The organism is Paenibacillus sp. EB106-06-01-XG199 (genome assembly GCF_058791575.1).
Genome location: NZ_JBYTDQ010000007.1, coordinates 167878 through 193194, shown reverse-complemented (window position 1 = coordinate 193194; position 25317 = coordinate 167878). Strand labels below are relative to the sequence as shown.

The 25317-nt window shown below is 49.6% G+C and carries 16 protein-coding genes, 1 tRNA gene and 2 riboswitches; of the genes, 6 read left to right on the top strand and 11 right to left on the bottom strand.

Translation table 11 applies throughout. The annotated features are described in order from the left end of the window. Positions 1-2: 2 nt before the first annotated feature. Together AC3WT9_RS24135 and serS are read right to left on the bottom strand one after the other, a co-directional pair. Positions 3-7142, bottom strand: a complete 7140-nt coding sequence (locus AC3WT9_RS24135) for a 5'-nucleotidase C-terminal domain-containing protein (RefSeq protein WP_341377140.1) — start codon at positions 7140-7142, stop codon at positions 3-5. A gap of 355 nt (positions 7143-7497) precedes the next feature. After that, positions 7498-8790, bottom strand: coding sequence for a serine--tRNA ligase (serS, locus tag AC3WT9_RS24130; RefSeq protein ID WP_341377141.1), 1293 nt, complete (start codon positions 8788-8790; stop codon positions 7498-7500). 406 nt (positions 8791-9196) lie between these two features. On the opposite strand from serS, the gene ssuE reads away from it, so the two are divergent. Beyond that, positions 9197-9751 (top strand): NADPH-dependent FMN reductase, encoded by a 555-nt coding sequence (gene ssuE, locus AC3WT9_RS24125; RefSeq protein WP_341089480.1) that lies wholly within the window; start codon positions 9197-9199, stop codon positions 9749-9751. Between the two features lie 315 nt (positions 9752-10066). Here ssuE and AC3WT9_RS24120 read toward each other — a convergent pair whose 3' ends face one another. The 4 genes from AC3WT9_RS24120 to AC3WT9_RS24105 all read right to left on the bottom strand — a co-directional run bounded on the left by AC3WT9_RS24120 (position 10067) and on the right by AC3WT9_RS24105 (position 16579). Further along, positions 10067-11098, bottom strand: coding sequence for a ribonucleotide-diphosphate reductase subunit beta (locus tag AC3WT9_RS24120; RefSeq protein WP_038585280.1), 1032 nt, complete (start codon positions 11096-11098; stop codon positions 10067-10069). Between the two features lie 443 nt (positions 11099-11541). Beyond that, the gene (locus tag AC3WT9_RS24115) at positions 11542-13875 is read right to left on the bottom strand and encodes a ribonucleoside-diphosphate reductase subunit alpha (protein ID WP_341089481.1); all 2334 of its coding nucleotides are present in this window, start codon (positions 13873-13875) and stop codon (positions 11542-11544) included. A 206-nt stretch (positions 13876-14081) separates the two neighbouring features. Next, a complete protein-coding gene (gene nrdG, locus AC3WT9_RS24110; protein WP_341377142.1) occupies positions 14082-14597 on the bottom strand; it encodes an anaerobic ribonucleoside-triphosphate reductase activating protein in 516 nt (171 codons plus the stop codon). Further along, on the bottom strand, positions 14594-16579 hold the full coding sequence (locus AC3WT9_RS24105) for an anaerobic ribonucleoside triphosphate reductase (RefSeq protein WP_341089484.1): 1986 nt from the start codon (positions 16577-16579) through the stop codon (positions 14594-14596). The genes nrdG and AC3WT9_RS24105 overlap by 4 nt, the downstream gene beginning before the upstream one ends. A 336-nt stretch (positions 16580-16915) precedes the next feature. Further along, positions 16916-17146: riboswitch (cobalamin riboswitch) on the bottom strand. Between the two features lie 416 nt (positions 17147-17562). Between AC3WT9_RS24105 and AC3WT9_RS24100 the strand changes: the two genes are divergently transcribed. Both AC3WT9_RS24100 and AC3WT9_RS24095 read left to right on the top strand, forming a co-directional pair. Then, the gene (locus AC3WT9_RS24100; protein ID WP_341089485.1) at positions 17563-17871 is read left to right on the top strand and encodes an MTH1187 family thiamine-binding protein; all 309 of its coding nucleotides are present in this window, start codon (positions 17563-17565) and stop codon (positions 17869-17871) included. Between the two features lie 80 nt (positions 17872-17951). Beyond that, a tRNA-Thr gene (locus AC3WT9_RS24095) sits at positions 17952-18023 on the top strand. A gap of 605 nt (positions 18024-18628) precedes the next feature. Here the strand turns inward: AC3WT9_RS24095 and AC3WT9_RS24090 are convergent. Further along, the gene (locus AC3WT9_RS24090; protein WP_492407984.1) at positions 18629-19273 is read right to left on the bottom strand and encodes a hypothetical protein; all 645 of its coding nucleotides are present in this window, start codon (positions 19271-19273) and stop codon (positions 18629-18631) included. 123 nt (positions 19274-19396) lie between these two features. On the opposite strand from AC3WT9_RS24090, the gene AC3WT9_RS24085 reads away from it, so the two are divergent. Next, positions 19397-19741 (top strand): hypothetical protein, encoded by a 345-nt coding sequence (locus tag AC3WT9_RS24085; protein ID WP_341089488.1) that lies wholly within the window; start codon positions 19397-19399, stop codon positions 19739-19741. A 313-nt stretch (positions 19742-20054) separates the two neighbouring features. Here the strand turns inward: AC3WT9_RS24085 and AC3WT9_RS24080 are convergent, their stop codons facing one another. The 3 genes from AC3WT9_RS24080 to AC3WT9_RS24070 all read right to left on the bottom strand — a co-directional run bounded on the left by AC3WT9_RS24080 (position 20055) and on the right by AC3WT9_RS24070 (position 21342). Then, positions 20055-20297 (bottom strand): hypothetical protein, encoded by a 243-nt coding sequence (locus tag AC3WT9_RS24080; RefSeq protein ID WP_341377144.1) that lies wholly within the window; start codon positions 20295-20297, stop codon positions 20055-20057. 94 nt (positions 20298-20391) lie between these two features. After that, the gene (locus AC3WT9_RS24075) at positions 20392-20823 is read right to left on the bottom strand and encodes a hypothetical protein (protein WP_341089490.1); all 432 of its coding nucleotides are present in this window, start codon (positions 20821-20823) and stop codon (positions 20392-20394) included. Between the two features lie 231 nt (positions 20824-21054). Beyond that, positions 21055-21342: a phosphatidylinositol kinase gene (locus AC3WT9_RS24070; protein WP_341089491.1), complete on the bottom strand. Its 288-nt coding sequence runs from the start codon at positions 21340-21342 to the stop codon at positions 21055-21057. 952 nt (positions 21343-22294) lie between these two features. Here AC3WT9_RS24070 and AC3WT9_RS24065 point away from each other — a divergent pair. Further along, positions 22295-22714, top strand: coding sequence for an ASCH domain-containing protein (locus AC3WT9_RS24065; RefSeq protein ID WP_341089492.1), 420 nt, complete (start codon positions 22295-22297; stop codon positions 22712-22714). Between the two features lie 331 nt (positions 22715-23045). Here AC3WT9_RS24065 and AC3WT9_RS24060 read toward each other — a convergent pair whose 3' ends face one another. Then, complete coding sequence (locus tag AC3WT9_RS24060; RefSeq protein WP_341377148.1) at positions 23046-23459, bottom strand: YhjD family protein; 414 nt, start codon at positions 23457-23459, stop codon at positions 23046-23048. Positions 23460-24082: 623 nt separating this feature from the next. Continuing rightward, positions 24083-24172: riboswitch (cyclic di-GMP riboswitch) on the top strand. Positions 24173-24255: 83 nt separating this feature from the next. On the opposite strand from AC3WT9_RS24060, the gene AC3WT9_RS24055 reads away from it, so the two are divergent. Then, on the top strand, positions 24256-25317 hold a 1062-nt coding region (locus AC3WT9_RS24055; RefSeq protein WP_492407983.1), incomplete at its 3' end, for a choice-of-anchor A family protein.

Below are 25317 nucleotides of genomic sequence, written 5' to 3'. Positions count from 1 at the left end.
GCTTAGTTGATGAACTGAAGGGACTTCAGAGTCTTCTCCAGCATGGTAACTGCTTCCGCGCGGGTAGCAAACATCTGTGGAGCGAATGAGCCGTCTGCTCTGCCCTGGATGATGCCCGCTGCAGCAATTTCCTCTACCGCACTTTGCGACCATGCGGCAATGTCGGCGGCATCGCTGAATTTCGCAAGCCGGGCCGGATCGGCAGTTAGGGTTGCCCCGGTGTACTTCATCGCCTTCGACAGAATGGAGGCCATCTCCTGACGGGTGATTGGACTGTTCGGCTTGAAGCTGCTGTCTGTGTAGCCCGTGATCAGGCCCGCTGCGGCTGCCGTGTGAATGGCCTCGGCATACCATGCGCTTGCATTGACATCACTGAAGGCAGCTCCGCTGCTTGTTGCCGTAAGTCCAAGGGAGCGTGTGATCAGTGCTGCGAATTCCCCCCGTGTCACCTTCTGGGCAGGGGAGAACACCGTATCGCTGGTTCCGGTAATGATCAGCTTGGAGGCCAAGAGATCAATGGCCGACTTGGCCCAGTGCCCCGTGGTGTCTCCGAATGTTTTGGCTGATTTCACAACCGTGTAATAGCTGTTGCTGTTCCGCTTAATGGTGACATCGGTAGTTCCGTCAGCCTTTGTTGTAAAGAGAGAAGGCACGAAGGAAATTTTGCCCGTTGCCGGATCAAAGGATACCGCTGTTGCACTCTCGGAGTTCAGTTTCCCTGGAGCAGTGATACTCCGCTTCACATAAGTGCTTCCGAAGCTGTTGAGCGGCACGCTGTTAGTTCCCGCTTGTGCGGTAATACTGAATTCAATGACCGGAGCCGCCAGAGTGACGGAACCGGCTTGGGAAGCCAGCGCCTGATTCACGCTGCTGAGTGTTGCCGGACTTGCCAGCAGCATGGAAACTGTAATCGTAAAGTCCGTGGTCCCAAGCTGCGCAGCCAGTGCTGTTCCGTTCAAGACACTTAACGGAAGCGAGTAGGAAGCTCCCTGTGAAGTGAACGTAAGAACTGTCGCAGGGTTGGTTGCGGCCTGCTTGACCAGCACGCTGCCCGGCAGTACAACCTGTACTCCGCCTGCTGTGGCGGTAACCGGAATGACGAGCTCATTGCTGCCGCTAGGCAGTGATGCCAATTTTCCAGTCAGATCGGCTGCTGTAATTGTAGTCACCTGCGGTGCTGCTGATGATGCCGGTGTTGCACTAGGTGCCGGTGTTGGCGTTGGCAGCGATCCGCCACCTGTGGAAGGTGGTGTTGTTGGCGCCGATCCTTTCAGATCGGTAATGCGGCCTTCCATAGCAGGGTTTACAGTGCCGGATTTTTTCAGATAGTCGGTAAAGACTTCATAATCGGGCAGGTACAGCTCATAGAACCGGCCGTCTGCCTTAGCTGTAGCCAGTGAGCGGTAGAAATCTCCGCCGCCTGCCATGAAGGAGTTCGTGGACAGGATATAGTAAGCTGCAGGGTCAATGGCTACGTAGCTGCCATCGGCTTGTTTAATATCAACCGAGATTATGCGCGCTCCTTCCTGCTCCAGAACGTTTGTAGTTGCATTGATTTTTTCTGCCGGTTTGGTGGAGTCGTAGGTATAGCGCATACCCGAAACCTGTGCGAACCGTCCTTGGTCGGTCTCAAGTCCGCTGACACTGTTCTCCAGAGAATCAATAATCTCCTGTCCGGTAACCTTGAGAGCCACCAGACTATTGGAGAACGGCATTACAGTCAGCACTTCACCGAGTGTAATGTCTCCCTGATCAATGCCGGCACGGATGCCGCCGCCATTCTGAATAGCGACAAAGCCTTTAATCGTGGAAAGATCTTCGGCAGCAATCAGCTTGCTTACCAATTCCTTGGCCTTAGCGTTAATGCCGTCGGCAATGAGATTGCCCAGATTGGTTTCTTCCTTGCGTACAACACGGGTTGTTTTTCCGTCGACAAGCCGTTCATAGACCAGAGGTACATTGGTTTTGCCGACGAGGGTCTGGCGGATTTCCGCAAGCTGCGCGTCATATTTGACCAGCATTTCCTTGGCGGCCGGATCATCGGCAAATTTGCTTACGTCCAGCAGCTTGCCCGTATAGTTGGTAATAACGCCGTTGTCGTCGAATTCAACATCCAGTTCGCCGAGGTTCTGGCCATACTCCCCGGTCTGTACAACCAGTGTCGGCTCGCCGTCCTTATTGAAGATTACAGGAGCGTCAAGCTTGGTATGGGTGTGCCCGCCGACAATTACGTCGATGCCCGGCACCTGAACAGCCAATTGCTGATCCATGTTATACCCCAGATGGGAGACAGCAATGATTTTGTTGATGCCTTGTTCCTTCAGTGCTTTCACTGTGTTCTCTGCGCTTGTTTTGAAATCTTTAAAGGCAATCTTATCACCCGGTGAAGACAAGCCTACGGTGTCCTCAGTGGTAAGTCCGAATATGCCGATTTTTTCACCATACACATCCTTAATGACCGAAGGATAAATGTGGCCGTCCAGTGCTGGTGTGGCAGTGGTGCCGCCGGTTTGATTTACAAAAATATCCTTAAGTTCGTTATCCTTGCTCGTGAAGTCGATATTTGAGCTGATGAACGGGAACTTGGCCTCATTAATAAACGTTCTTAATGCAGGCAGTCCTTTATCAAACTCATGATTTCCGAAGGTCATAGCGTCATAACCGATATAGTTCATGAATTCAAGATCGGCCAGTCCTTCGAATTTCGTAAAATATAGTGTGCCGGAGAATACATCCCCTGCATCAAGTAGGATGGAGTTGCCGGTTCGTTCTTGCTTGATCGCCGTCATCCGTTTAACTACAGTTTCCAGATGGCTGTGCGTATCGTTGGTGTGCAGAATGCGTAAAGAGAAATCTTCGTCCGGTGAAGGGGTTCCCTTCAGGTCCGTGATACGGCCCTCGACTTCGACATTGACCGGTTTATGCTTGTTCAAATAGGACAAGAGAACCTCGAAATCGGGAAGACCAAGCTCATAATAACGTCCGTCTGCCTTGGCAGCAGCCAGGGCACGGTAGAAGTCTCCGCCGCCTGCCATGAAGGAATTCGTGGACAGAAGATAGTAAGCGTTCGGGTCAACCGGTGCGTAGGAGCCGTCAGCCTGCAGGATATCGACGGATACGATACGTTCCCCGGTTTGTGTTACTTTGCCTGTTATGGAATCCACAATTTCAGGTGTTTTCGTGGAATCATACGTGTATTTCATACCGGAAACCTGAGCAAAACGTCCTTGGTCGGAGCTCAGGCCGCTGACCGAGTTCTCCAGAGAGGAGATAATTTCCGAGCCCGTTACTTTGAGCGCAGCAAGGCTGTTGGCGAAAGGCAGTGTAGTCAGCACTTCACCCATCGTGATGTCGCCTTTGTCGATGGCTGCACGGATGCCGCCGCCATTCTGGATGGCCACAACGCCCTTAATGGAAGCAAGGTCGCTTTCCGGCACAAAATTCGGCATAAGCTCTTTGACTTTTTCCGCGATACTGTCGGCAATCATGTTGCCAATCGGTGTTTCTTCCTGACGCACAACACGTACAGACTTACCGTCGATGGTGCGGTTGGTGTAGAGGTCGACGTCAGTCGAGCCTACGACTTCGCTGCGGACAGCTGCCAATTCAGCGTCGTAAGGAGCAAGCAAAGCTTTGGCTGCAGCATCCTCGCCGAATAGATTAACATCCAGCAGTTTGCCGTTGTAGGTGAGAATTTCACCGTCTTTATCAAAGGTTACGTCCAATTCGCCGAGGAATTGGCTGTATTCACCGGTCTGCACGATCAGTACATTCTTGCCGGTTCCGGCATTAACAATTGGCGTCGGAGGATTATCGACCTTCGTATGCGAATGTCCGCCAACGATAATGTCAATTCCGGGAACAGCCTTCGCCAGTTCCTGATCAACAGTGTAACCCAGATGGGTAACGGCGATGATCTTGTTAATTCCCTGGTCTTCCAGCATTTTAACTGTGTTTTTGGCGCTTTCCACATGGTCCTTGAAGCTGATTTTATCACCTGGCGATGCCAGTCCAACGGTGTCCTCGGTTGTTAGGCCAAAGATACCGATTTTCTCACCGTAAATATCCTTGATGACCGCAGGATAAATGTTGCCATCCTTGGCCGTGCTCAGGGACTCCTCGGTTTCCAGCGTTCCGATCGTATTGTGATAGAGCTCCGCGAGTTCACTTTTCTTCGTAGTGAAATCGATGTTGGAGCTGGCGAACGGGAATTTGGCTGCCGTCACGAAGTCCTTCAGCACTTCCGGCTGATCCTTATTCAGATCGAACTCATGGTTGCCGAATGTCATCGCGTCATAGCCGATGTTGTTCATGAACTTGATATCTGCCTGCCCCTTGAACTGGGTAAAATACAAGGTTCCGGAGAACACATCCCCTGCATCCAGCAGCACCGTGTTGCCTGTGCGTTCGCTGCTGATCGCCGACGTGCGTCTGGTCACATTCTCCAGGTGGCTGTGCGTATCATTTGTGTGCAGCACACGCAGGTTGAAAGTGTCGGTACCGAAGTCAATTTGAGTCAGCAGCGGGTCATGGTCGCTTACCCGTCCTTCTTCTTCCTGGAAGTCGGCATTGATGTGCACGATGTCGAGTGTGGATCTGGAGGCCAGCTTATTGTTGACCAGCATGTGATCCAGCGTTTGGGAATTGCCCTCATAAATATAGGAGTAGCGCTCTCCCAGAGGCAGGGTGTCGATCAGATTGGTCAATGCGCTGCCTTTCAGGACCTTTAGTGTATTCGAGAACTGGAAGTCATTCAGATCGCCAAGAACGACGACATTGGCATCCGGATTCTTGGTCAGGACATCTGCCACGAAGCCATTTACCACTTTGGCGATTTCCGCCCGTTGAATTTCACTTGCCTTAACCGGAGGCTGTGTGCCGCCATAAAGGCCAGTATCACCTGTTTTGGAATTGAAGTGATTAGCGATAACCATAACTTTTTCATTGTTAAACATAAATTCGGCCGCAAGCGGCTTGCGGGAACTGTTGAATGCGGAGTGGGTAGGATCAATCCGGCCCGGATTCAGGCTGAGTCCGCCGTCTTTAGTGTAAGCAACTGCTGTTGCTGCGTCGCCTTTGCTGGCTGATCCAGCCAGTTTAACGCGTGCAGTGTTGTAAATAAATCCGGCCCGGATGTTAGCGCCTGGTGCACCGCCATCCATGTTGTTTGCAGGGGAGATGTCAGTATATGAATAGACTGGACCACCCTGTGCTGTGATGGCGTCGATCAGCGCCTTGTAGCTCTCAGCTGCATCGACATTGCCGCTGTCCGTGGCACCGTCGTTGTCCTGGATTTCCAGCAGGCCGACGATATCCGGTGTTTTCAAATTGCTTACAATGGCTTTGGCTACATTACTGATTTTATTGGGGTTCTTGGGATCTATGATCTTGGAGAAATTCTCCACATTAAATGAAGCAACCGTCAATTTGTCCGCTTCGGCTGTCAAAGCGGTAGTTTCCCGGTCCTTGGAGGTTCCCGGGTTTACCGCAGGCAGCTCGGCATCTGGACGCACTTTGAAGTTTCCGTAATCATAGCCGAGAATACCGGTGATGTTGCCGGCAAAAACCTGCCCTGTTTTGACCGGGCTGCCTGGTTTCTTGGCAATCAGAATCCGCTGGGGATTATAGTCCGCTCCTGTAAGGACCAGACCGCCCGCCGGGGAGCTGACTTCTGTTGTGCTGGTACCGTTGTTTACGGTAACCGGAATTTCATGATCGTAAGGTCCGATAATCTTTGGGGTATTGAGCTGAACGCGCATGCCCTCAAGGCTCTCGTAGAAGTCGAGCGCATATTTGGCAGGTTCAAGCTCTTTGCTCAAACCGCCAGAAATGACAGCAGCGGGAATAGCGCGGCCACCGGTGCCAAGAACGGTAGCAGCGGGAAGAGCGTTTCCGGAAGATATGACTTTTGCCTGAGCTGCGGCAATTTCCGTAGTCAGCAGATCTACGGCATCATTATATCCGCCTTCCTTATACTCCTTGACCGATCCGTCCACGAGCACGGAATCGCCAACCTTCACCTTGTTCCCGGGGAGGTAGACCATGATTGCCTCGGAGGTCCGGACATCGCTGTCCGGCGCAGCGTTCTGGATATAGAAGGTGCTGCCGCTTGTGTAAGTCACAATGCCCGGCACGCCCTTCACCAATTGACCTGTGTACGTAGAGGATTGGACGGTGCCCTGGATCTGGGGAATCGTCAGTCCGCTCACGGCATCCTTGGTCGTATAGTTAAACTGTGAAATATCGCTGTCGGGTTTGCCTTCTTCTTTAGAGAAAGCTTTGATCAGGATACTGTCATCCTGCAGAACAATCGGGGCATTATACCATGCGTAATCTGCTAAGGCGTCAGTGCTGCCATTTGCGTATACACTGTAGTATACGCTTGCGGTTACACTGCTTGTAGTAAGGGCGAGTTCAGTTCCCTTGCCCACGAGCAGGCCGGAAGCGATGGATGCGGCAACGGCCGGAGATTTGGGGTCGACTACCCCGGAACCGGAACTGCGCGGATCTGGTGCTTGTGTAGTAATAAAGTCTGCGGCATTATCATTGGTATCTTGTCCGCGATTTCCGGATGGTAAAGCGTTAGATGACTTGCGCACGGCCGCAGTTGTGTTAGTTAAGGAACCAGTAGGGCCTGAACCCTCAAAAATACTTGCAGAACCATACCCCACAAGGTCTACCCGGGTGCCCGAAGCATCCAATAGTTCAACCTTGCCACTTGCACCTGCCATAGAAATGACAGCGGTACCTTCGGAAACCAAATTAGGTGCCGGCAAGGCATCAGTACCTCCAGAGCCAGCCGCCTCTTGTATCAAAAAGAATCCGCCAGGAGGGATACTCCCGCTTAATGGGGTGAACATTTTTTCTTTATCTTCAAAATTTGATGATGCGCCAGCTGCTGCATATCTAACCTTCCAGCCAGTCAGATCGACAGCTGTATCGGTCGGATTATAAAGCTCAATGAAGTCATTTTTGTACTTGGCTCCGGAGTTTCCTCCGCCGCCATATACCTGGGAGATTACGGGTGAGCTGTTATCCCCGGCCGCAGAAGCGGTCTGTGGTGCGGGCAGGGCAATACCGGTAACGAGCAGCATTGAGAGTGCCGCAGACCACCATTTTCTTTGCCTTGATGAGATTTTCATTTGTTCGAATCTTCTCCTCTCGTTTACGATAATCACTCAACCTAACCTAACTCTATCATTTGTTCATTAAATGATAGGTTGTCTACCATTAAATATATATTAAACATGGGTTGAATAACATAGAAAAATTGGAAATTTTGGTTCAGAGCACAAAAGACGATGATATTTTTCTCGTTCAATCCAAACAGTTGTGTTGAATTTATGAAATGATAGGTTTGAGACTATCTTTTGTGAATTAGTTAGTGTTATCTGTATGTTATGTTTATGTGAAGAGAACGTAAAAATGCCCCCGGCCACGGTAAGGCCAAGGGCATTTGTGAAACGATAAAAAGATTTGCAGGATTGTATTCTGCTATTACTCTGTCTGTGCCGGAGCAGGGAGATACTCCCTGCCCCCCATATAAGGCTGGAGTGCCTTCGGAATATAAATCGTTCCGTCCTCCTGCTGATGGTTCTCAAGCAGCGGAATCAGAATCCGCGGCGTAGCCACTGCGGTGTTGTTCAAGGTGTGACAGTACTGCAGCTGTCCGTCCTCATCCCGGTAACGGATGCCCGAACGGCGGGCCTGGAAATCGAGCAGGTTCGAAGCTGAATGGGTCTCCCCATAAGCGCCTCTGCTGGGCATCCAGGTCTCGATGTCGTACTGCTTATGCGTTTTCAGCGCCATGTCACCGCTGCAGACGGCCACGACCCGGTAAGGCAGCTCGAGCAACTGCAAAATATGCTCGGCATTCGCCAGAATTTCCTGCAGCATTTGCTCCGAGACCTTGTTATCACCTCTGCATAACACAACCTGTTCGATCTTCGAGAACTGATGCACGCGGTACAGGCCGCGCACATCGCGTCCCGCTGAGCCGACTTCGCGGCGGAAGCAGGTGGACATCCCGGCTAACCGCATAGGCTCCGCAAGATCGACAATCTCATCGCTATATAATGAAACAAGCGACACTTCCGAGGTTCCGGCCAGCCAGCGTTTTTCACCGGTCAGCTCATAGGTCTGATCCATGCCTGCGGGGAAAAATCCCGTCCGCTCCAGTGCCTCCGGCCGGACGATGACCGGCACATCCATTGTCGTGAAGCCGCGTGCTGCCAGCACATCCAGGGCCAGCCTCTGCACAGCGAGATGCAGGTTCAGACCTGCGCCTTTCAGCACATAGCTGCGCGGTCCGCCAGCCTTGACGCCACGCGGTATATCGATGATATCATGCAGTTCGCCAAGCTCGACATGATCGCGTGGTATAAAGCCGAAATCCGGCAGCGCACCGGTCCGCCGCAGCTCCACATTCTGGTCATCATCGTCGCCGATAGGCGTATCACCCGATACCGGGTTCGGGGCGAGCAGCTGCAGCTCTGCGCAGCGGCGGTCCGCCTCCGCCAGATCAGCTTCAAGCTTGCCGAGCAGGGCGTTGATCTTTCGCACCTGCTCCTTGGCAGCTTCTCCGCCTTGGGTGTCGCCTTGCCGCAGCAGCTGTTCCACTTCTTTGGTCAGCGTGTTGCGCTGTGCCCGGTGCTGCTCCGTGTCCCGGCGCAAAACCCGCCGCTTATCGTCCCATTCCAGCAATTCATCCAGCGGGAAATCCACCTTTTTCCACACTGCCGTGTTTCTTACGAGTTCCTCATTCTCCCTGATCCAGTTCATGTCCAGCATACCGCTTCGCTCCTTTTGGTTTAAAAAAATGCAAAAAACGCCCTCATCCATGGGACGAGGAGCGTCAGCTCGCGGTGCCACCCAGGTTGACCGAATCCTTGTAAAGCTGCTTCATTAGCGGAATCCGATCCTCTTTGGTCTTCGCGGTAACGGGCGAAACCCGGTAAACTTAGGGAACAAGTAAATGCTCCGGTCGCAGACGCCTCGCGGTTGGATGCCGTTCATTGGCCTGGTCGGGATATAGTATTGCCGCTTATTATATCCCATGATTTTGCGGGGTGCAAGGGTAATTCCTGTTTGACATTAATCTTTGCTCTTTGATAGGATTATTACTAATTTAAAGTATTCAGGCTTGAGATCAGGTGCATCTTGCATATATTGTGAAATGAACGGAAGAGGTGGAGAAATGGGCAAAATAGTTGTGATCAACGGAACGCCGTCTCTGGTATCGCGGATCAACGCGGTTATTGAATATGCGGAGGACGATTTACGCGGGCGAGGGTTTGAGGTGGAACGCATTAATGTAGCTGAGCTGCCGGCGGAGGATTTGATCCATACCAAGTTTGAAAGTGAAGCGATCGTCAAAGCCAATGGTCTTGTAGCCGAAGCAGACGCAGTAATCGTGGTTAGTCCGGTGTATAAAGCCTCCTATACGGGAGTGCTCAAGACCTTCCTCGATTTGATCCCGCAAAAAGGGCTGGCCGGCAAAATCGTGCTCCCGCTCTTTATGGGCGGCAGCCTCGCACATTTGCTCACCATAGACTACGCACTGAAGCCGGTATTGTCCGTGCTGGGCGCACGGCATATTCTGGGCGGCGTATATGCAGTGGACTCACAGGCTGTGAGGGGCGATCAGGGTATAGTTGAACTGGCCGAGGAACTCAAGCTGCGGCTGAACAGCGTACTGGCGGAACTGGCGGAAGAGACTGCACATAAAGCGGCCCGGAAGGCCGGAGAGTAACCGGCTGCGCTAGCCATGCCTGTCGTACAATAATATAAAGAGCTCCTTTTATCCGGTGGATAGAAGGAGCTCTTTTGTATATGGAAAGGGCAGGCACATAGGCTGATTGCACTTTTTGCAGCAGAATTGCCGCGTTTCAGACGCTAATCAGACTTGACTGCGTTTTGTACAGCAGAATAAGGCTCACCCGGCTCGAAAAGGCTTTTTTCAGGCAATCAACTGCATGAAATACAGCAGATGGTCTTTTTGGGCTGAGATCAGGTTAATCTAGTGCACATTCTGCATAGATTAGCGTAATCCGTTACTTCGCCGCATTTACAAATCGTCGAACCCGTTGTCGTCGCCGACTTTGCCGTAATTACGTGACTTGGCTTCGAAGAAATCGGTTTTGGTGGCGTTCAGCGCTTCGTCGGAGAAAGGCTTAATCCATGGCATGCAGTTGACGTCCACGCCTTTATAGGCTTTTTCCATGCCCATCAGGGTCAGGCGTTTGTTAGCTGTGTATTTGATATAATCACTCAGCTCATTCATGTCAATGCCGCGCACGTTGGTAAGTGTGTAGTGACCCCAGTTGGTTTCCAGCTCTACGGCGCGGTCGATGGTGCGGTACACGTAATCCATATTCTCCGGAGTGTTGAGCTCTGGGAAATCCACGAGCAGCTGCTTGAACACTTCTGCGAAGAAGTAGCAATGCTGGTTCTCGTCGCGCTGGATGTAGGAGATCATCTGGCTGGTTGCCATCATCTTCTGGTCACGGGCCAGATTGTAGAAGAAAGCAAACGTGCTGTAGAAGAAAATCCCTTCCAGAATGAGATCGGCTACCAGCGCGCGGAAAAAGGTTTCTTTCGACGGCTCGTCGCGGAACTCCTGATAAATATCGGAGATGAACTGGTTGCGCTCCAGCAGGACAGGATCATGTTTCCAGTATTCGAAGATTTCCTTCTGCTCGCTGTCCGAAACGATGGAAGAGAGGACATAGGAGTAGGATTGGTTGTGCACAACCTCCTGCTGTCCGATGATCGCGGAGATCGCCTCCAGGGAAGAATCGGTAAAATACCGCTTTACGTCGCCCACAAACATGGTCTGCATGGAGTCCAGCACTGCGAGCAGGGAGATGTTGATCTTGAACACACGCTGTTCTTCAGCCTCCAGCATCGGGAACTGCTGGGCGTCCTTGGACATGGGGATTTCATCGGCGATCCAGTGGTTGAGCAGCAGCACCTTGTACAGCTTATACATATGCGGCATGCGGATATCGTTCCAGTTCAGAATGCCCGAGCATTCCCCGTCAATGATGCGGGTAGACATATTCGGCGCTTCTGTATTAAAAATCTTTTGCAGTTGCATTTATATTCCCTCCTATATTTTGCGCTCAAACTGTGGTAGGTTTCCGCCGCCATGGCCTCTCGCCGGAAGCGGGCTTCCAAAAGGAGAAGGGGAGCAAGCTTCCTGACTGCTAAAAGGGGGTAACGGGAAAGTCGCCCGGTAATTTTATATAAATGGTTCTATTTATTCTTATAGAGGGAATTCATGTCGCTATTAGGGACTGTTTATCAAATAGAGCCCTTTTATGAAAACTTAGCGGGCAGAATTCCCGTTCCTTGTGCGATTTTCAATCCAGGGCACAGATAGCGGTGGTAATTCCCTTTATTGATTAAAGATGGGCAGAAAAATGACGGTAGAGGAAGTTTGGACAATCGAAACATCTGATGACAACAGCGGCCGAAAGCCCAAACATTCCTCGTAGTTACGAATACATCACCGTGTTTCTATTCAAGGCATGAAGACAATTAGCTCGCGCAAGATTCACACTCTTCTATGGTTAATGCACGGCTCCGCACATAATACGTCGACTTGAGTCCGCCCTTCCAGGCGTTCAGATGCAGGTTCAGGAAATCGGTGGCCTTGATGTCCGGCGTCACGTACAGATTGAAGCTCTGGCCCTGATCGACGTGGCGCTGGCGGGCTGAGGCCATACGGATCGACCAGTTCTGGTCAATCAGGAACGCCGTTTTGTAGTACCAAATCGTCTTCTCGGACAGATCCGGTGCCGGGTTGGCGATCTTGTAAGTTGTTTTCTCCTCGTAGGAGAGCAACTCGTACAGAGGATCAATGCTGGCTGTGGAGCCGGCGATGATCGAGGTTGAGCCGTTTGGAGCAATCGCGAACATCCAGGCATTGCGTACGCCGTCTTTGGCTACTTCCTGCTGCAGCTCACGCCACTGCTCCGTTGTCACATATTTGCCTTCCTGCTCGCCGCTTGTATAACCGCGCGAGTCGAAGTAGGCTCCGGTATCCCAGTCGGAGCCGGCAAACTTCGGATAGCGGCCCTTCTCGCGGGCCAGCTCCATGCTGGAGCGTACCAGCAGATAGTTGATGTGCTCATACAGGTGATTGTTGTATTCCACGGCTTCGTCGGACTCCCAGCGGATGCCCTCCAGCGCCAGCAGGTGATGCAGGCCGAAGGTGCCGAGGCCGACTGCACGGTATTGGCTGTTTGTGTACTGCGCCTGCAGCACTTCGATATTGTTAATGTCGATGACGTTGTCTAGCATGCGTACCTGAATCGGCACCAGCCGCTCCAGTACTCCGGCCGGGATGGCCCGTGCCAGGTGGATGGAGTTCAGGTTGCAGACTACGAAGTCGCCGGGAACCTTTGAGATGACGATCCGGGTCTGGCCGTCTTTGGTAACCAGCTCTTCACTCTCAATGACCGTTGGCGACTGGTTCTGCATAATTTCTGTGCACAGGTTGGAGGAGAAGACCATCCCCTGGTGCCGGTTCGGGTTGGAGCGGTTCACCGTATCGCGGTAGAACATATAAGGTGTGCCGGTTTCCAGCTGTGATTTCATAATCCGCTTCATAATGTCGATGGCCGGAACCGTAATACGGGACAGCTCCAGATTGGCGGTAGCTTCGGCATATTTGTCACGGAATGCGCCTTGGCCAAGCTTTTCGTCATAGAAATCCTCAAGGCCAAGTGCGCGGCCGTTCTCATCCTTCCAGCCCATTACCTTCTTCACCTCATGCGGGCAGAAAAGGTTCCAGTGGCCGCGCGCTTCTACGGCCTCCATGAACAGATCCGGCAGGCAGACGCCGTGGAACACATCATGCGCGCGCATCCGCTCGTCGCCGTTGTTAAGCTTCAGGTCGAGGAAGGCGAGAATATCTTTATGGAAGACGTCGAGATAAACGGCAACCGCACCTTTGCGTGTGCCGAGCTGGTCGACGCTGACGGCGGTATTGTTCAGCTGGCGGATCCACGGGATAACGCCGGAGCTGGTATTCTTGTGGCCGCGGATATCGGAGCCGCGGGCCCGTACCTTGCCGAGGTAGACGCCGATGCCGCCGCCCATTTTGCTCAGCCGGGCTACGTCGGTGTTGGAGTCGAAGATACCTTCGAGCGAGTCGTCTACGGTGTCGATGAAGCAGCTGGAGAGCTGTCCGGCAACCTTTTTACCAGCGTTGGACATCGTTGGCGTTGCAGCCGTCATGTAAATGTTGCTCATCGCCCAGTAGGCTTCTTTAACCAGATCCAGACGTTTCTCTTCCGGCTCTGTGTGCATGAGGAACATGGCGATAATCATATAACGCTCCTGCGGAAGCTCCATCACACGCCCGTCAAAGTCATGGGCCAGGTAACGGTCTGACAATGTAAGCAAGCCGATGTAATCGAACAGCAGGTCGCGTGTATGATCAATGCAGCCGCCAAGCTCGGCAATCTGTTCTTTGGTGTAGTGGGTCAGAAGCTCTTCACGGTAGATGCCTTTCTTCACCAGATCGGAAATCAGCGGGTACAGCTCGCCGTATGGCTCATCCGGGTAGGCTTTATAGCGGCGGTTAACCGCGGCTTTTTTGTATAGGGTCGTCAAAAGCGAGCGGGCAGCAGCAAACTTCCAATCCGGTTCTTCTTTGGTTACGAGCTCAAGGGCGCTCATGGTGAAGGCGCTGCTGATTTCCTCTCCGCTGACCTCGCTCCGGCGAAGCTTGGACTGCACCCCGCGCAGCAAGGTTTCTTTGCTTAATTGCTCAAGGCCGTTCAGGATACGGTCGGCGTAAACGGAGAGGCGGATTTCATCAAAAGCCAATTGGCGGTTGTCGGGTTTCACTACGAGTTCTGGCATAGGGGATTCATCCTTTCGTATTTGGGTTTAATTTTCAATATTAAAAATTGATATATTATAGCGCAGAAAGCGGCCAGGAAATGGCGGCTAAGCCGACATTTCAAAGCTGCCTTCGAAGCAGGCGATAGATCGTATCGCGTGCTGGAATCCGGGTCTGCGGAAAACAGAAGCTTAAAGTATACCATGAAATTTATATTTCCAAAAAGCTAAAGTACAGCAGGCTGCCAATGGATGACTTCCTTGCCGGCAAGGCTGGCCGGAATGTCGATAATCCGCTGGTTGTTGCTTCCCCGGTAGGGAAGGGTAGTATCTTTAAGCTCTTCTACAAATCGTCCGTCAATCACTACATGGCACAAGGCCAGCAGATTCCATTCCGGCGAGCCCGGAGAAGCCGTCAGCTCTTCATACGTATAACCGGTATAAATCCAAATTGAGAAATCCGGCAGCACAGCGCGAAGCTCATGAATGAAGCCCGCAGCCTCTTCTGCCGAGAAAAAAGGGTCCCCGCCGGCCAGCGTCAGGCCGTCCAGCAGCGGATTAGCGGCAATTTCGGCAATAATCTCACGCTGCCGCTCCAGGGTGAACACTTCACCAAAATTGAAATTCCACGTTTTCGGATTGAAGCAGCCCGGGCAGCGGTGGCGGCAACCGCTGAGGAAGAGGACGGCCCGCATGCCCTCTCCCTCATTAATTGATTCCGGGTAGTAGCCGCAAATATTCATAGATGCTTGAGGCGGTCTCTTACTTCGGCCTGCTTGGCGGCGTTGAAGCGGGTCTGGTAATCGCCGGTCAAATATCCGGTTACCCGGCGCAGGCGGCGGATATGGGTGTCATGCTCATGCGCGCCGCAGGAAGGGCAGTTCGTGCCGATAACCCCTTCATAGCCGCAGCCGGAGCAGCGGTCAATCGGGTGGTTAATGCTGAAATAACTGATTTCCTGCTCCAGCGCGTAGCGGATGATTTTGACAAAAGCCGCCGGGTTGCTGCGGGCATTGCCGTTCAGTTCCACATAGGAAATGGCTCCGGCGTTGCAGTACTCATGGAAAGGGGCCTCAAGGCTAATCTTCTTGGCCGCACTGAGCTCGTAATACACTGGAATGTGGAAGGAGTTCGTATAATATTCGCGGTCGGTTACGCCGGGAATAGAGCCAAGCACCTTGTGGTCCACCTTGGTGAATTTGCCGGACAAGCCTTCGGCAGGTGTTGCAAACAGCGTGATGTTAAGATTGAGCTCTTCGCTCTTGCGGTCGCAGTACTCGCGCATATGGCGGACAACGGCGAGCGCTTTGGCATGGACTTCCATGTCCTCGCCATGATGTTTGCCGTACATGGCCTTCATGCACTCCGCCATACCGATGAAGCCGAGCGACAGACTGCCGTGCTTCAGCAGCTCGCCTACGCTGTCCTCGGGAGCAAGCTGTTCGCCGCCTTCCCAGACACCTTCGCGCATCATGAAATCGGAGGCTTTGGCTTTCTGGGCCGCTTGAATCCGGAAACGGTGCAGCAGGCCTTCCAGTGCAATATCCATATAATGATTCAGGTCGTCGTAGAAGCCTTCCTCGTCGGGAGCAAGACGGCGGCCTGTTACAGTGCCGTGAGCGAGGCCCAGACGGACCAGATTCAGGGTGTTGAAGGACAGATTGCCTTTGCCGGAGCAGTGATTACGTCCGAAACGGTCGCCCAGTACCCGGGTGCGGCAGCCCATCGTAGCAAATTCAGTGTCCGGGTCAGCCGGATCATAGTACTGCATGTTGAGCGGAGCATCCAGATTGGCAAAGTTCGGATACAGTCTGCGTGCGGAACATTCGGCTGCTTTGAGGAACAGCTCATAGTTCGGATCGCCCTGCTGCTGGTTGACGCCCTGCTTGCATTTGAAGATTTGGATCGGAAACACCGGTGTTTCTCCGCTGCCGAGGCCGTTCATGGTGGCGGTCAGCAGGGAGCTGATCACAAGCTGGCCTTCGGGGGAGATACAGGTGCCATAGTTGATGCTGGTAAAAGGAATCTGTCCGCCGGAACGGCTGGACATCGTATTGAGATTATGTATCATACTCTCTGCTGCCTGCAGTGTTTCGCTTTCGGTCTCTTTCTGCGCAAAGCGGAAGGCGCGCGGATACTGCTCCGCCAGATCGCTGCGGCTCATCGAGATTTCGCCGAGGTGATCACCGGCTTGTCCTTCTTCAAAGTACTCCAGTCCCTTGCGGAACAGCTTGGCGAAGGATTTGGTCACATACGGGGCAAGATCATAATCCAGTTTATTGGCGGATACGCCGCCGTATTGGGCATTTTGCTGGGACTGGAAAATAATCGCCACCAGCGACATTGCGGTCATAATCGAGTTCGGAGGACGGACACTGCCGTTGCCGGTATTGAAGCCTTCGCGGAGAAGGCGCTCAAACGGGATAAAGATGCAGTTGGTCGTTCCGATGGCGTATTGATCCAGATCGTGGACGTACACGACATTATCCTGAATGGCCTGCACGAGCTGTGGCGGCATCGTGAAGTTGCGGGCATACCACTTGGAATATTCACTGCCGAATTTGCTCATTTTGCCGGAGAAGCTTTCTCCGTTCAAATTGGCATTCTCGCGCAGCAGATCCAAATCCCGGCTGTCGATAATATCCCGTCCCAAATGAATAACTTCCTCCAAAAGAACTTCCTGTGCAGCTTGTCCACCGTTGTACCGTTTCTCCAGCAGCGTCATTGTCTAGCTCTCTCCCCTCGGTATAGTAAGAACGAAGTATATACTTCCTGATAGCAGTAAAAAAGCATCTCCCGCCGAAGAGGCGGAAAATGCCCGAATGCGTACGAAATATCCTTACAAGGATATTTGCCGGTTGTCTTGATGAACATACAAGCAGGGGACAGGGGTAATCTCTGTCCTGTTCTTATATATTCCGCAGAAGCCGATACCTGAGGGCGATAATGGTTTATAGCCCTCAGGTATCGGCAGCCTTGGCTCCTTAAAACACGGGAAGGCTATGTCTGCTTGTGCAGGCCGCATTGCGGACACCTCACCTGGTCCTCGCAGGCATGAATGATGGTGTCGGCGAAACAGGCAGGTCTCCTGGCTTCCGGTGAATCCTCCGGCGCCTTCCCGAGAGCTTTGAGGCCCCTCAGTGGCTATTGCCGGTAGACGCTGCTTGACGGGCTTCAGAAAGCCTGCAGGCATCCGGTTACAGTGGCGGGACCACAGCGGATTTGCACCGCGTTTCCCTATTAAGCTTCAGCTCGCTTGAAAGAGCGAAACACCTGTTTCCACTATATTTTGTTGTCGTTAGATAAAAATAACCCAATATGTTGTGTTTGTAAACCATTTTTTGAAACTCCGCGCGGGGAGCGGGTTCTGCGGTTTTACTCACAAATGATCCACAGTTAGTCCACAGGTAATCCACAAGTTGGGTGCAAAAAGTGTCTGGATAAAGTCATAAATTGTCTTAAAAGATGCCACAAAGAGTCCATAAATATTGTGAGCGTGACACTGGAATGCCTAATGAAGAAATATGGGGGAACGAAGGGTTACGAACGGTGGGGGTTAGCGGTTTGTGGGTGTGCGGCGGAGTTGCTACAATAAGAACAGGCCGTAGACATATATCAGGAACTTTAGGTTTATAGTCCGTAATAAGGTTGCACGAGGGAGTTTCCAATAAAGGGTTTTATTTACAGTATATTAAGGAGGGATTCAGAATGGCAATTGGGGAAGTAACCGTAATTCCAATCGGCACAGGCAGCACGAGCCTGAGCAGTTATGTGGCCGATATGCAGCGTGTGCTCAGGGGAGTGGAAGGGATCACTTATGAGCTTACATCTATGGGGACGATTATCGAAGGACCGATCCCGCGGATTCTCGCTGCCGTAGAAGCGCTGCATGAGTCGCCTTTCGCTGCCGGGGCACAGCGGGTATCCACGTCGCTGAAGATTGATGACCGCCGCGACAAGCCGTCTACAAGCCGCAGTAAGCTGCAATCCGTTGAACGCAAGCTGCAGGAGAATTGAAGCCCGGATGTTGTGAAAAAGGTTGCGTTTTTGGCTGAAAGTTGTATAATATTTTTTGTTTGACAGAAAAAATGCTTTAAGCTGGTGTAGCTCAGGGGTAGAGCAACGCACTCGTAATGCGTAGGCCGGGGGTTCAATTCCCTTCACCAGCATCCCAAAAAAACATACGCGGCGCGGCTTCTTGGAATTTCGGGGGGGCTGCGCTTTTTTTTGATTTTTCTACCATTCTTCTTATTTTTACCCGAGTAAAGGGGGGTTTCTGAGTCGCGCTGACCTCAATTGCCAGGCAGATAATTGTTTATTACTTAAATGTAGACTACGTACTCTGCATATTGTGTAGGATAAGAAGATTTTGGGCACGGGTGGCAGCACCGATAACAGAATGAATTCAAGGAGCGTACATAATATAAAGATATAAAGTTTTGTTTTGAGTCAATTTCATAAAAAACTCCTTCTCGGCATAAAAAAAGCCAACAATCGCTGTGTGATAAATAAATTTGCGAATTAACAAAAAACCGCTCTATTAAAAGGGCGGTTTCTCATGGCATATCAATTCTACATTACTAAACTCCTTGAAAAAATTATTTTACCCCACTGTACTCAAACTGGCGAAGGCATTTACCAACCGCTACACCTAGAAACAAGTGTAATTTAGCTTCGCTCAATTGGAATGAATACACCTAAAATTTCACATGGAAATTTAGAAGCCCGGTATCCTAGGGAGAGGGGATGTGCATGATGGCTTTTATAATTTTTGTTAATATTTAATAATATACCATCCGCTAAATGTAGAATAATTCAGACCATTACCATAATTGCGATTAGCTGTTTGCGGGTTGCGAATTGAAATTCCGCTTGCATCTCTAAAATCAATTGCAGTTAAGCCTCTTTTGTGTGACCAGCCGCCGTCAGCATCTTGTCTATACCAGTGATAATCATAATTAGGAGCAATTACTAATGCTACTTTGTACTCCCGATAACCTGGAACTTCACTATAACTAGAACTACGAATAGATTTACTCAGGTAAGGCATATCAGCTTGTGCAGCATTAATTATGCTTGTAGTTGTTAAGCTTGAGAAAGTATTCCCAGCCTTTTCACCTGGTTGAAGTTTGTGCCCAGAATAAGTAGATATGTTTAACATATAAGCATAGCAATTGGCCTTATCTGTTAATGGTGCCCAAACACTAGTATCATAAGGATGTTCGTATCCACCAGTTACCATTGTTTCAAGTAACTGCAATCCTACGGACTTTTTGGAATCCTCTTTTGGTTCAGATGAATTTTGACTATATTGCGTTTCATTGATTGGTATATCATTGTTTGGTAAAACTGCTTTATTTAATGTGGAATCAAATCCTGCAGGTCTATAATTGACTTCTAATTGCACTTCTTCAGGCAAGCTGTTAAACCATTCCAACCACTTTTCCGGATCGGGATTAAAAGATGCTTGTTTTACCTTTTTATGGTATGATTATCTTCTAAATATTACCAGTAAAATAATGGTAAAAAAGGAGAAGTTCTAATGACACTAGCAAAATGCTTTAAGTTCTCAATGACATTATTATTCATTTTAATTATTTGTTCAGCATGCCAAAGCAACAAAGAAGAAGGGCCAAAGGAGTACATTTCGTATGATGAATTAAAAAGCTTAGCTGAAAAAGGCGTATCATTGAATTGGGGGGATTTTGACAAGTATTCCTTTGAGGATATCGGATCAGGAATATATATAAGAAAGTACAAAATCGAAGGAGGACACCAACTGTTAATTAAGGGGAAAAGCCTAGAAAGTCCACCTGAGAAAATTTATATTGTTAATCAAAATGGTAAGGAGCTAGAACTTACTCAAGATAACTTGAGTGAATTGTAAGACTTGAAGTAAACACCTTGGAACATTGCTACACTAACGGTTTTTTTAATGGTTGTATGGGGCTTATTTGACCGAAACATCCCCTCTGCCTACGAAAAAACGGGAAATATGACCTGCTGGCAACCGTTACGGTTTGGTAAACTCCTATCTTAACCCAAATTGTGTTACTCACATAGCGTGGTTTGGACATACGAGAGTTCAGCAACTGAGACAGCCCCAGTTGCTGATTAAAGGGGATTAGGTTTAAGTTGCTTTACGGGACCGCTGCTAATTTTAACGCATTACATAGCCGTTTTCACTCCACGAGCTGCTGTTAGGCGCTGTCAGATAAATAGTTCTCCATGGATCGCAGATCCGTATTTTTGAACTTTATGACCTCCTTGATTGCTTTAACACGATCCGGTTTGCCCCGTTTGCTCAGTCGGGCAAAAGACCATTTCTCTTTGCCGTCATTCATCGAAAAGGTTGGTGAACGCGTTGAAGAAACCCAATGCTTGTTGAAATTAATCCAATCAATATCCGTACAGACAGAACCGTGGTCATAAAAAAGTTTCAAAACCTCCTTGATAGTTGTTGTCATCATTTAATAATTTTATGGCTAGTCATACATAGTTAAACATTAACATGCAGGCTCTTTTGCTATATAAGCGCTAGTCTGAATAAGCACACCCATTAAAACTTTCAGGTCCGACACGGTTAACGTTTACAGTGCTGTTCACAAATAAGGAATAGATGATCTCAGCTGCTGGAGCGGGATTGTAGTCAGAGCCTATTAAGTAAAGCGGGAACAAGTTAGTAGGTGTTGTTGCCCCTGGATTTAACTGAAGCCGGTTTGAAGCAACTATGGGATCAGTAGCTGCACTCCCCCTAACCACAAACAGGTTTAAAGTGATAAATCCTCCTGAAAACACAAAAAAAGTTGCGACGCCATTGAACTGTACCCTAATAGGGCCCTGAGATCCGGCAGTGGTTAATCCAATCTGGCCAATTAATACATTTTGGTTTGCTGTCAATCCTGCGCCATTCATGCTGCCGGCAATGCTAGCGTTTTGAGAAGTCCGAGCATCGAGTAAACGTGTCATACATCAAGCCTCCCATAGTTTTTGAGATATGGTATGCAGCTAATTCAAAGAGTTCGTCCGCAGGGAGGCAATCATTTAGAGACAGCTAGCCGGTCAGGATGAATGTGTAAACGGATTCCAGAGGGGACCACAATATGTAGAGATTGCACGCGGGGGATATCGCTTACACGACAACGTTATTTTGAGGTAATGGCATAGGAGAAGGGAGGGGGAATTGCCTCCCTCCTATCATTAAATAAAAAACGGGAGTAAAAACAATGCAGTGATGGCACCAAAAGGAATCCGTCTCTGGATAAAGCGGCGTCTGGGGAAAAAGCCTGGATGGAAACCGAATTGTCTGTAGGTAGAGTTTTGCGCAGGCATACCCTGAAACATCTCGTTTGTAGGAATAGCAAGAGTAACGAAATCCTGGTCTACATGGGCAATAAACCCATCATGAGACTGACCATCCGTAGTAGTTACACCAACGTACTTATTCATGCAACTCCAAGCGACCTGTTGATAATTATTTGCGTCCATAAAATAATACCTCCTCAGATAAATACATCCTGACAACAGTCTATGGACTATAACCTATATTGTTGACGGCGAATGCCCATTAATTATTATTTGATGTATTACATTCTTAAGGAGAGAATGCTCATTGATTTTCTTCTTTGAAATTAACGATAATGTCACTCAATTGTTTAGGGTAGAGTATCTATGCCTGTACCCAAAAATTTGGCCAAGGGACTAGATGAGTTTCCCGGAGTCTTAGCCGTCATTTGACCTTCCCAAACAAGGCTCATGTATCCATTCTTCAACTCGTAATAATAAACGCTATCGCTGTGCAGGAAATACCACTTAGAATAGTCATTTTCAGTGTAAATAAAACTAGTCATAGGGCCTTCCGGATACACAGTGGAATAATAAAATTGAACCCGGGGCAAACCTAACCCAAAGACTGCGCAGTGCGAATAGGAACATAACTCACGTTCTTCCTGACGAAAGGAGAAGGTAACTCATCCTGTAACGCCCCGTTTACATTTAGTTTTAGGGGTTAGCAGCATTCGCTGTACCGCTGATTGAAAAGTTACACATTACAGTAAAAAACAAAAATATTGTTTTCTTCAAGTTAATCCATCCTTTACTTTTTTTATTTAGACTTGCTGATTTGGAAAAAGTTGCAGCATGAAGCAAAGCCGGAGCCTTAACCTTGGAATAGCCATCCATCCATCTGGCATTTCTTCTACCGTTGAGAGAAACTTTACAAAACCTGATTGAACCTTATAATGAGTAGTGAAGCGCCGCAAAGATCATACAGAACCTAATTGAACCTTATAGATAGGTGTGGGTTACGCTCACAATGTTTAAGCCGGGGGGGGGGGGGGGGATCCCTTCGCCATCATCTCAAAAAACTAAATGCGGCGCGGTTTTCCGGATTTCCGGTGGACTGCGTCTTTCCTTTGTTGCAGAGAGGGGGCAGGATGTTATGCGATGCCTGACGATACGGCAGCCTTGGGCGACGCTCATTGCGCTTGGTGAAAAATCATTCGAGACCCGTTCCTGGAGAACGGCTTACCGGGGTGAAATCGCCATTCATGCCGGTTTGAAGATTGATAAGGCAATATGCCTACAGGAGCCTTTCCAATCGGTGCTCGCCCGTCACGGTCTTACAGCTGACAATTTGCCTGCCGGAGCGATTATAGCGACAGGTTCGCTGATAAACTGTTATGAAGTTACAGCTGGTATGGCTGAAGAAGGCTGGCCCTACGGCAGCGAATATATCTTTGGAGATTATAGGGAGGGACGGTTTGCCTGGGAACTGACGGGGGTCACTCCTCTGGAGGGGAACATTCCGGCCAAGGGCCGACTGGGCTTCTGGGAGTATCCTGTTCCGGCGGTCCGGTGAAATACAAGTATGAAAGGGATACCGCCCGGGTATCTTTTTAAATATAGGGCTTTGTGTATCTTTATCTCTGCCGGAGCCAATCAGGTTGTTCAGGAAGGAGCGTATGCATAGGAAATGGGCAGTCTTCTTATTGCGTGGCTTTGCATGTTATGTTTATTTCTTACGTTTAAGGATAAGGTAAGCCGGAGAATTCTATATCCCGTGGCGCTGGTAGTTATTTTCGGCACATTGGGCTATTGGAAGGTTTTAATGTAATTTATAGCAGGTACTTTATTCAGGTCTTGCCGACTCCCATGGCGAGGCCTGTTTTTATTCTTCAACGCTCCAAAGTCTATAGGCTTGCTTGAGGACCGGGTTTGATTTTGTACTGTTCCTCATAACTGTGGTAGCCGGAGATATCGAGTCCCAGGTATTTGCGCATATGGATAGCGGCCTGTGCAGCGATGACGTCATCCAGCAGCAGCATCCGTTCATGATATCCCCGGCATATAAATTTGGCCTCGATGCCGACCTGGAGCCGCTGCTGTTCATAGACTTTAACTCCGCGTTTCCTCATTTCGGCGCGCACATCCCTCAGATCGGCAGTAGCCGCATTCGCAGCAGTACGGAGAACATCCATGTATGGGGCGGGGGTCCGCAGTTGTGTCGACATAATGGCTGAATCCCGTTCAAAGGCTGATAAAATCAGCGGAAGCAATATATAGGATTTGACCAGTGTATTATCGTTACTCTCCGCTCTATGCATAAATTCAATCACCTCTAATAAGAACGTATATTCGTATTTTAACCGATTATTCGAAAATTAATCAATGGAATTTCTAAACAACTGAAACAATGTGACATAATTCACAAAATAATTATAAGAATTATTTTATATTAAAATTGAAATAATAAATATTGAAAAATAAAGCTCATTAAAAAGGAGAATTGTGATGAATTATGAGGGAAGTCTCCGCCGCGGGTTGTTGTTCGGGTTGTTTTTAAGTGTTCCACTATGGATGTCCATGATCGGCTGGGTTCAGCTGTTATAAAATATACAAATCCTAAGTCCGGCCGTTGCCCGCTGACTTATGTAAATTGACAATGACTAAAAACTGCTGCCAAGAGCTGGCGACAGTTTTTTTGCTGTTTCGACATGAGTTGAAAAATGGTTCGAATATACTAATTTTTAATATTGAAAATTTGTTTTATGTGATCGGTGAATACAACGAAACCCTTATGTGTTGCGGAATTGAGGACTTTTTCAGAGAATCTAGCAAAAAAAATAAGGAATAGATTGACAAACGGAGGGGTGAAGAGATAGACTGATTCTAGTCCGAAAGTAACAAAAGTCATAGACTACATAGAAAACAACTGTTACCAACTTCTCATGTATAATCGCAAACCGTTCGAAAGAGCGGGACGCAAAGTCAGGAATCTACAGCACTCTAAAGGTGCCACGATCGTCCGGCCGCCATGAAGCTAACCCTTCTTGGCGGTCTTTTTGTTGTTACGGGCTAATCTGTGCATTCATAGAATAGTTACATAGGAGGTACATATCATTGTTGAGGAAAAAATCATTAGCCTTGATTCTGACGGGGGTTTTAACCGTCGGCAATATGCTTCATCCGGGGATCAATGCAGAAGCGGCGGCAAGTATGCCGTACACCCCAACACCGGTGCTGGGAGTCGCCGGGAATTTCAACGCCTTTATCTTTGGAGATTTTGCACAAAGCAATGACCAGATCCACGGACGGCTCGCTGCTGCAGGGAACATTACTCTTCAGGGATATGGCGTATCCAAGGATGCTGTGGGCGGAGATGTGCTTATCGCCGGCAAAGACATCGACTTTTCAAATGGAACAGTTTATGGCACCTCTGTGTATGGAGGCAGTATGAAAAGTTCAGGAGCCGATCTTAAAGGAGGTAAGCGGCAGGATCATCCGATCGATTTTCAAGCTGAGGAGCAATTTTTGATTCAGCGTTCGAGTGAACTCGCTGCTCTGAAACAAACGCAGCCCTTTGTCAGAGATGGAGGGAAAATGACGATTAACGCTCCGGATTCCTTTAATGTCATTCATTTGACTGCTGCGGATTTGGCGGTTACCAACGGTCTCCAGTTCAATATTGCAGGAAACGCCACGGTAATTATCAATGTAAGCGGGAATAAGGTCGTCATTCCGGATTTTCAAATGTGGAACGGAAAATCTCATAATGTGTTGTTCAACTTCTACGAAGCTTCTTCTGTAGCTAATGGCAACACGACCATTGAAGGCTCCATGTTAGCGCCTCATGCCTTTGTGGCGTTCAGCCGTGCTGAGCTGCATGGTACTCTTATTGCAAAAGGATTCAGCGGTTATATTCAGATGCATCATCATACCTTTGAGGGAACGGTGCCGCCAGTCGGGCCGACACCGACACCAACGGCGACACCGACGGCGACGCCAACACCGACACCGACACCAACGGCGACACCGACGGCGACACCGACGGCGACGCCAACACCGACACCGACACCAACGGCGACACCGACGGCGACGCCAACACCGACACCAACGGCGACACCGACGGCGACGCCAACACCGACACCGACACCAACGGCGACACCGACGGCGACACCTACG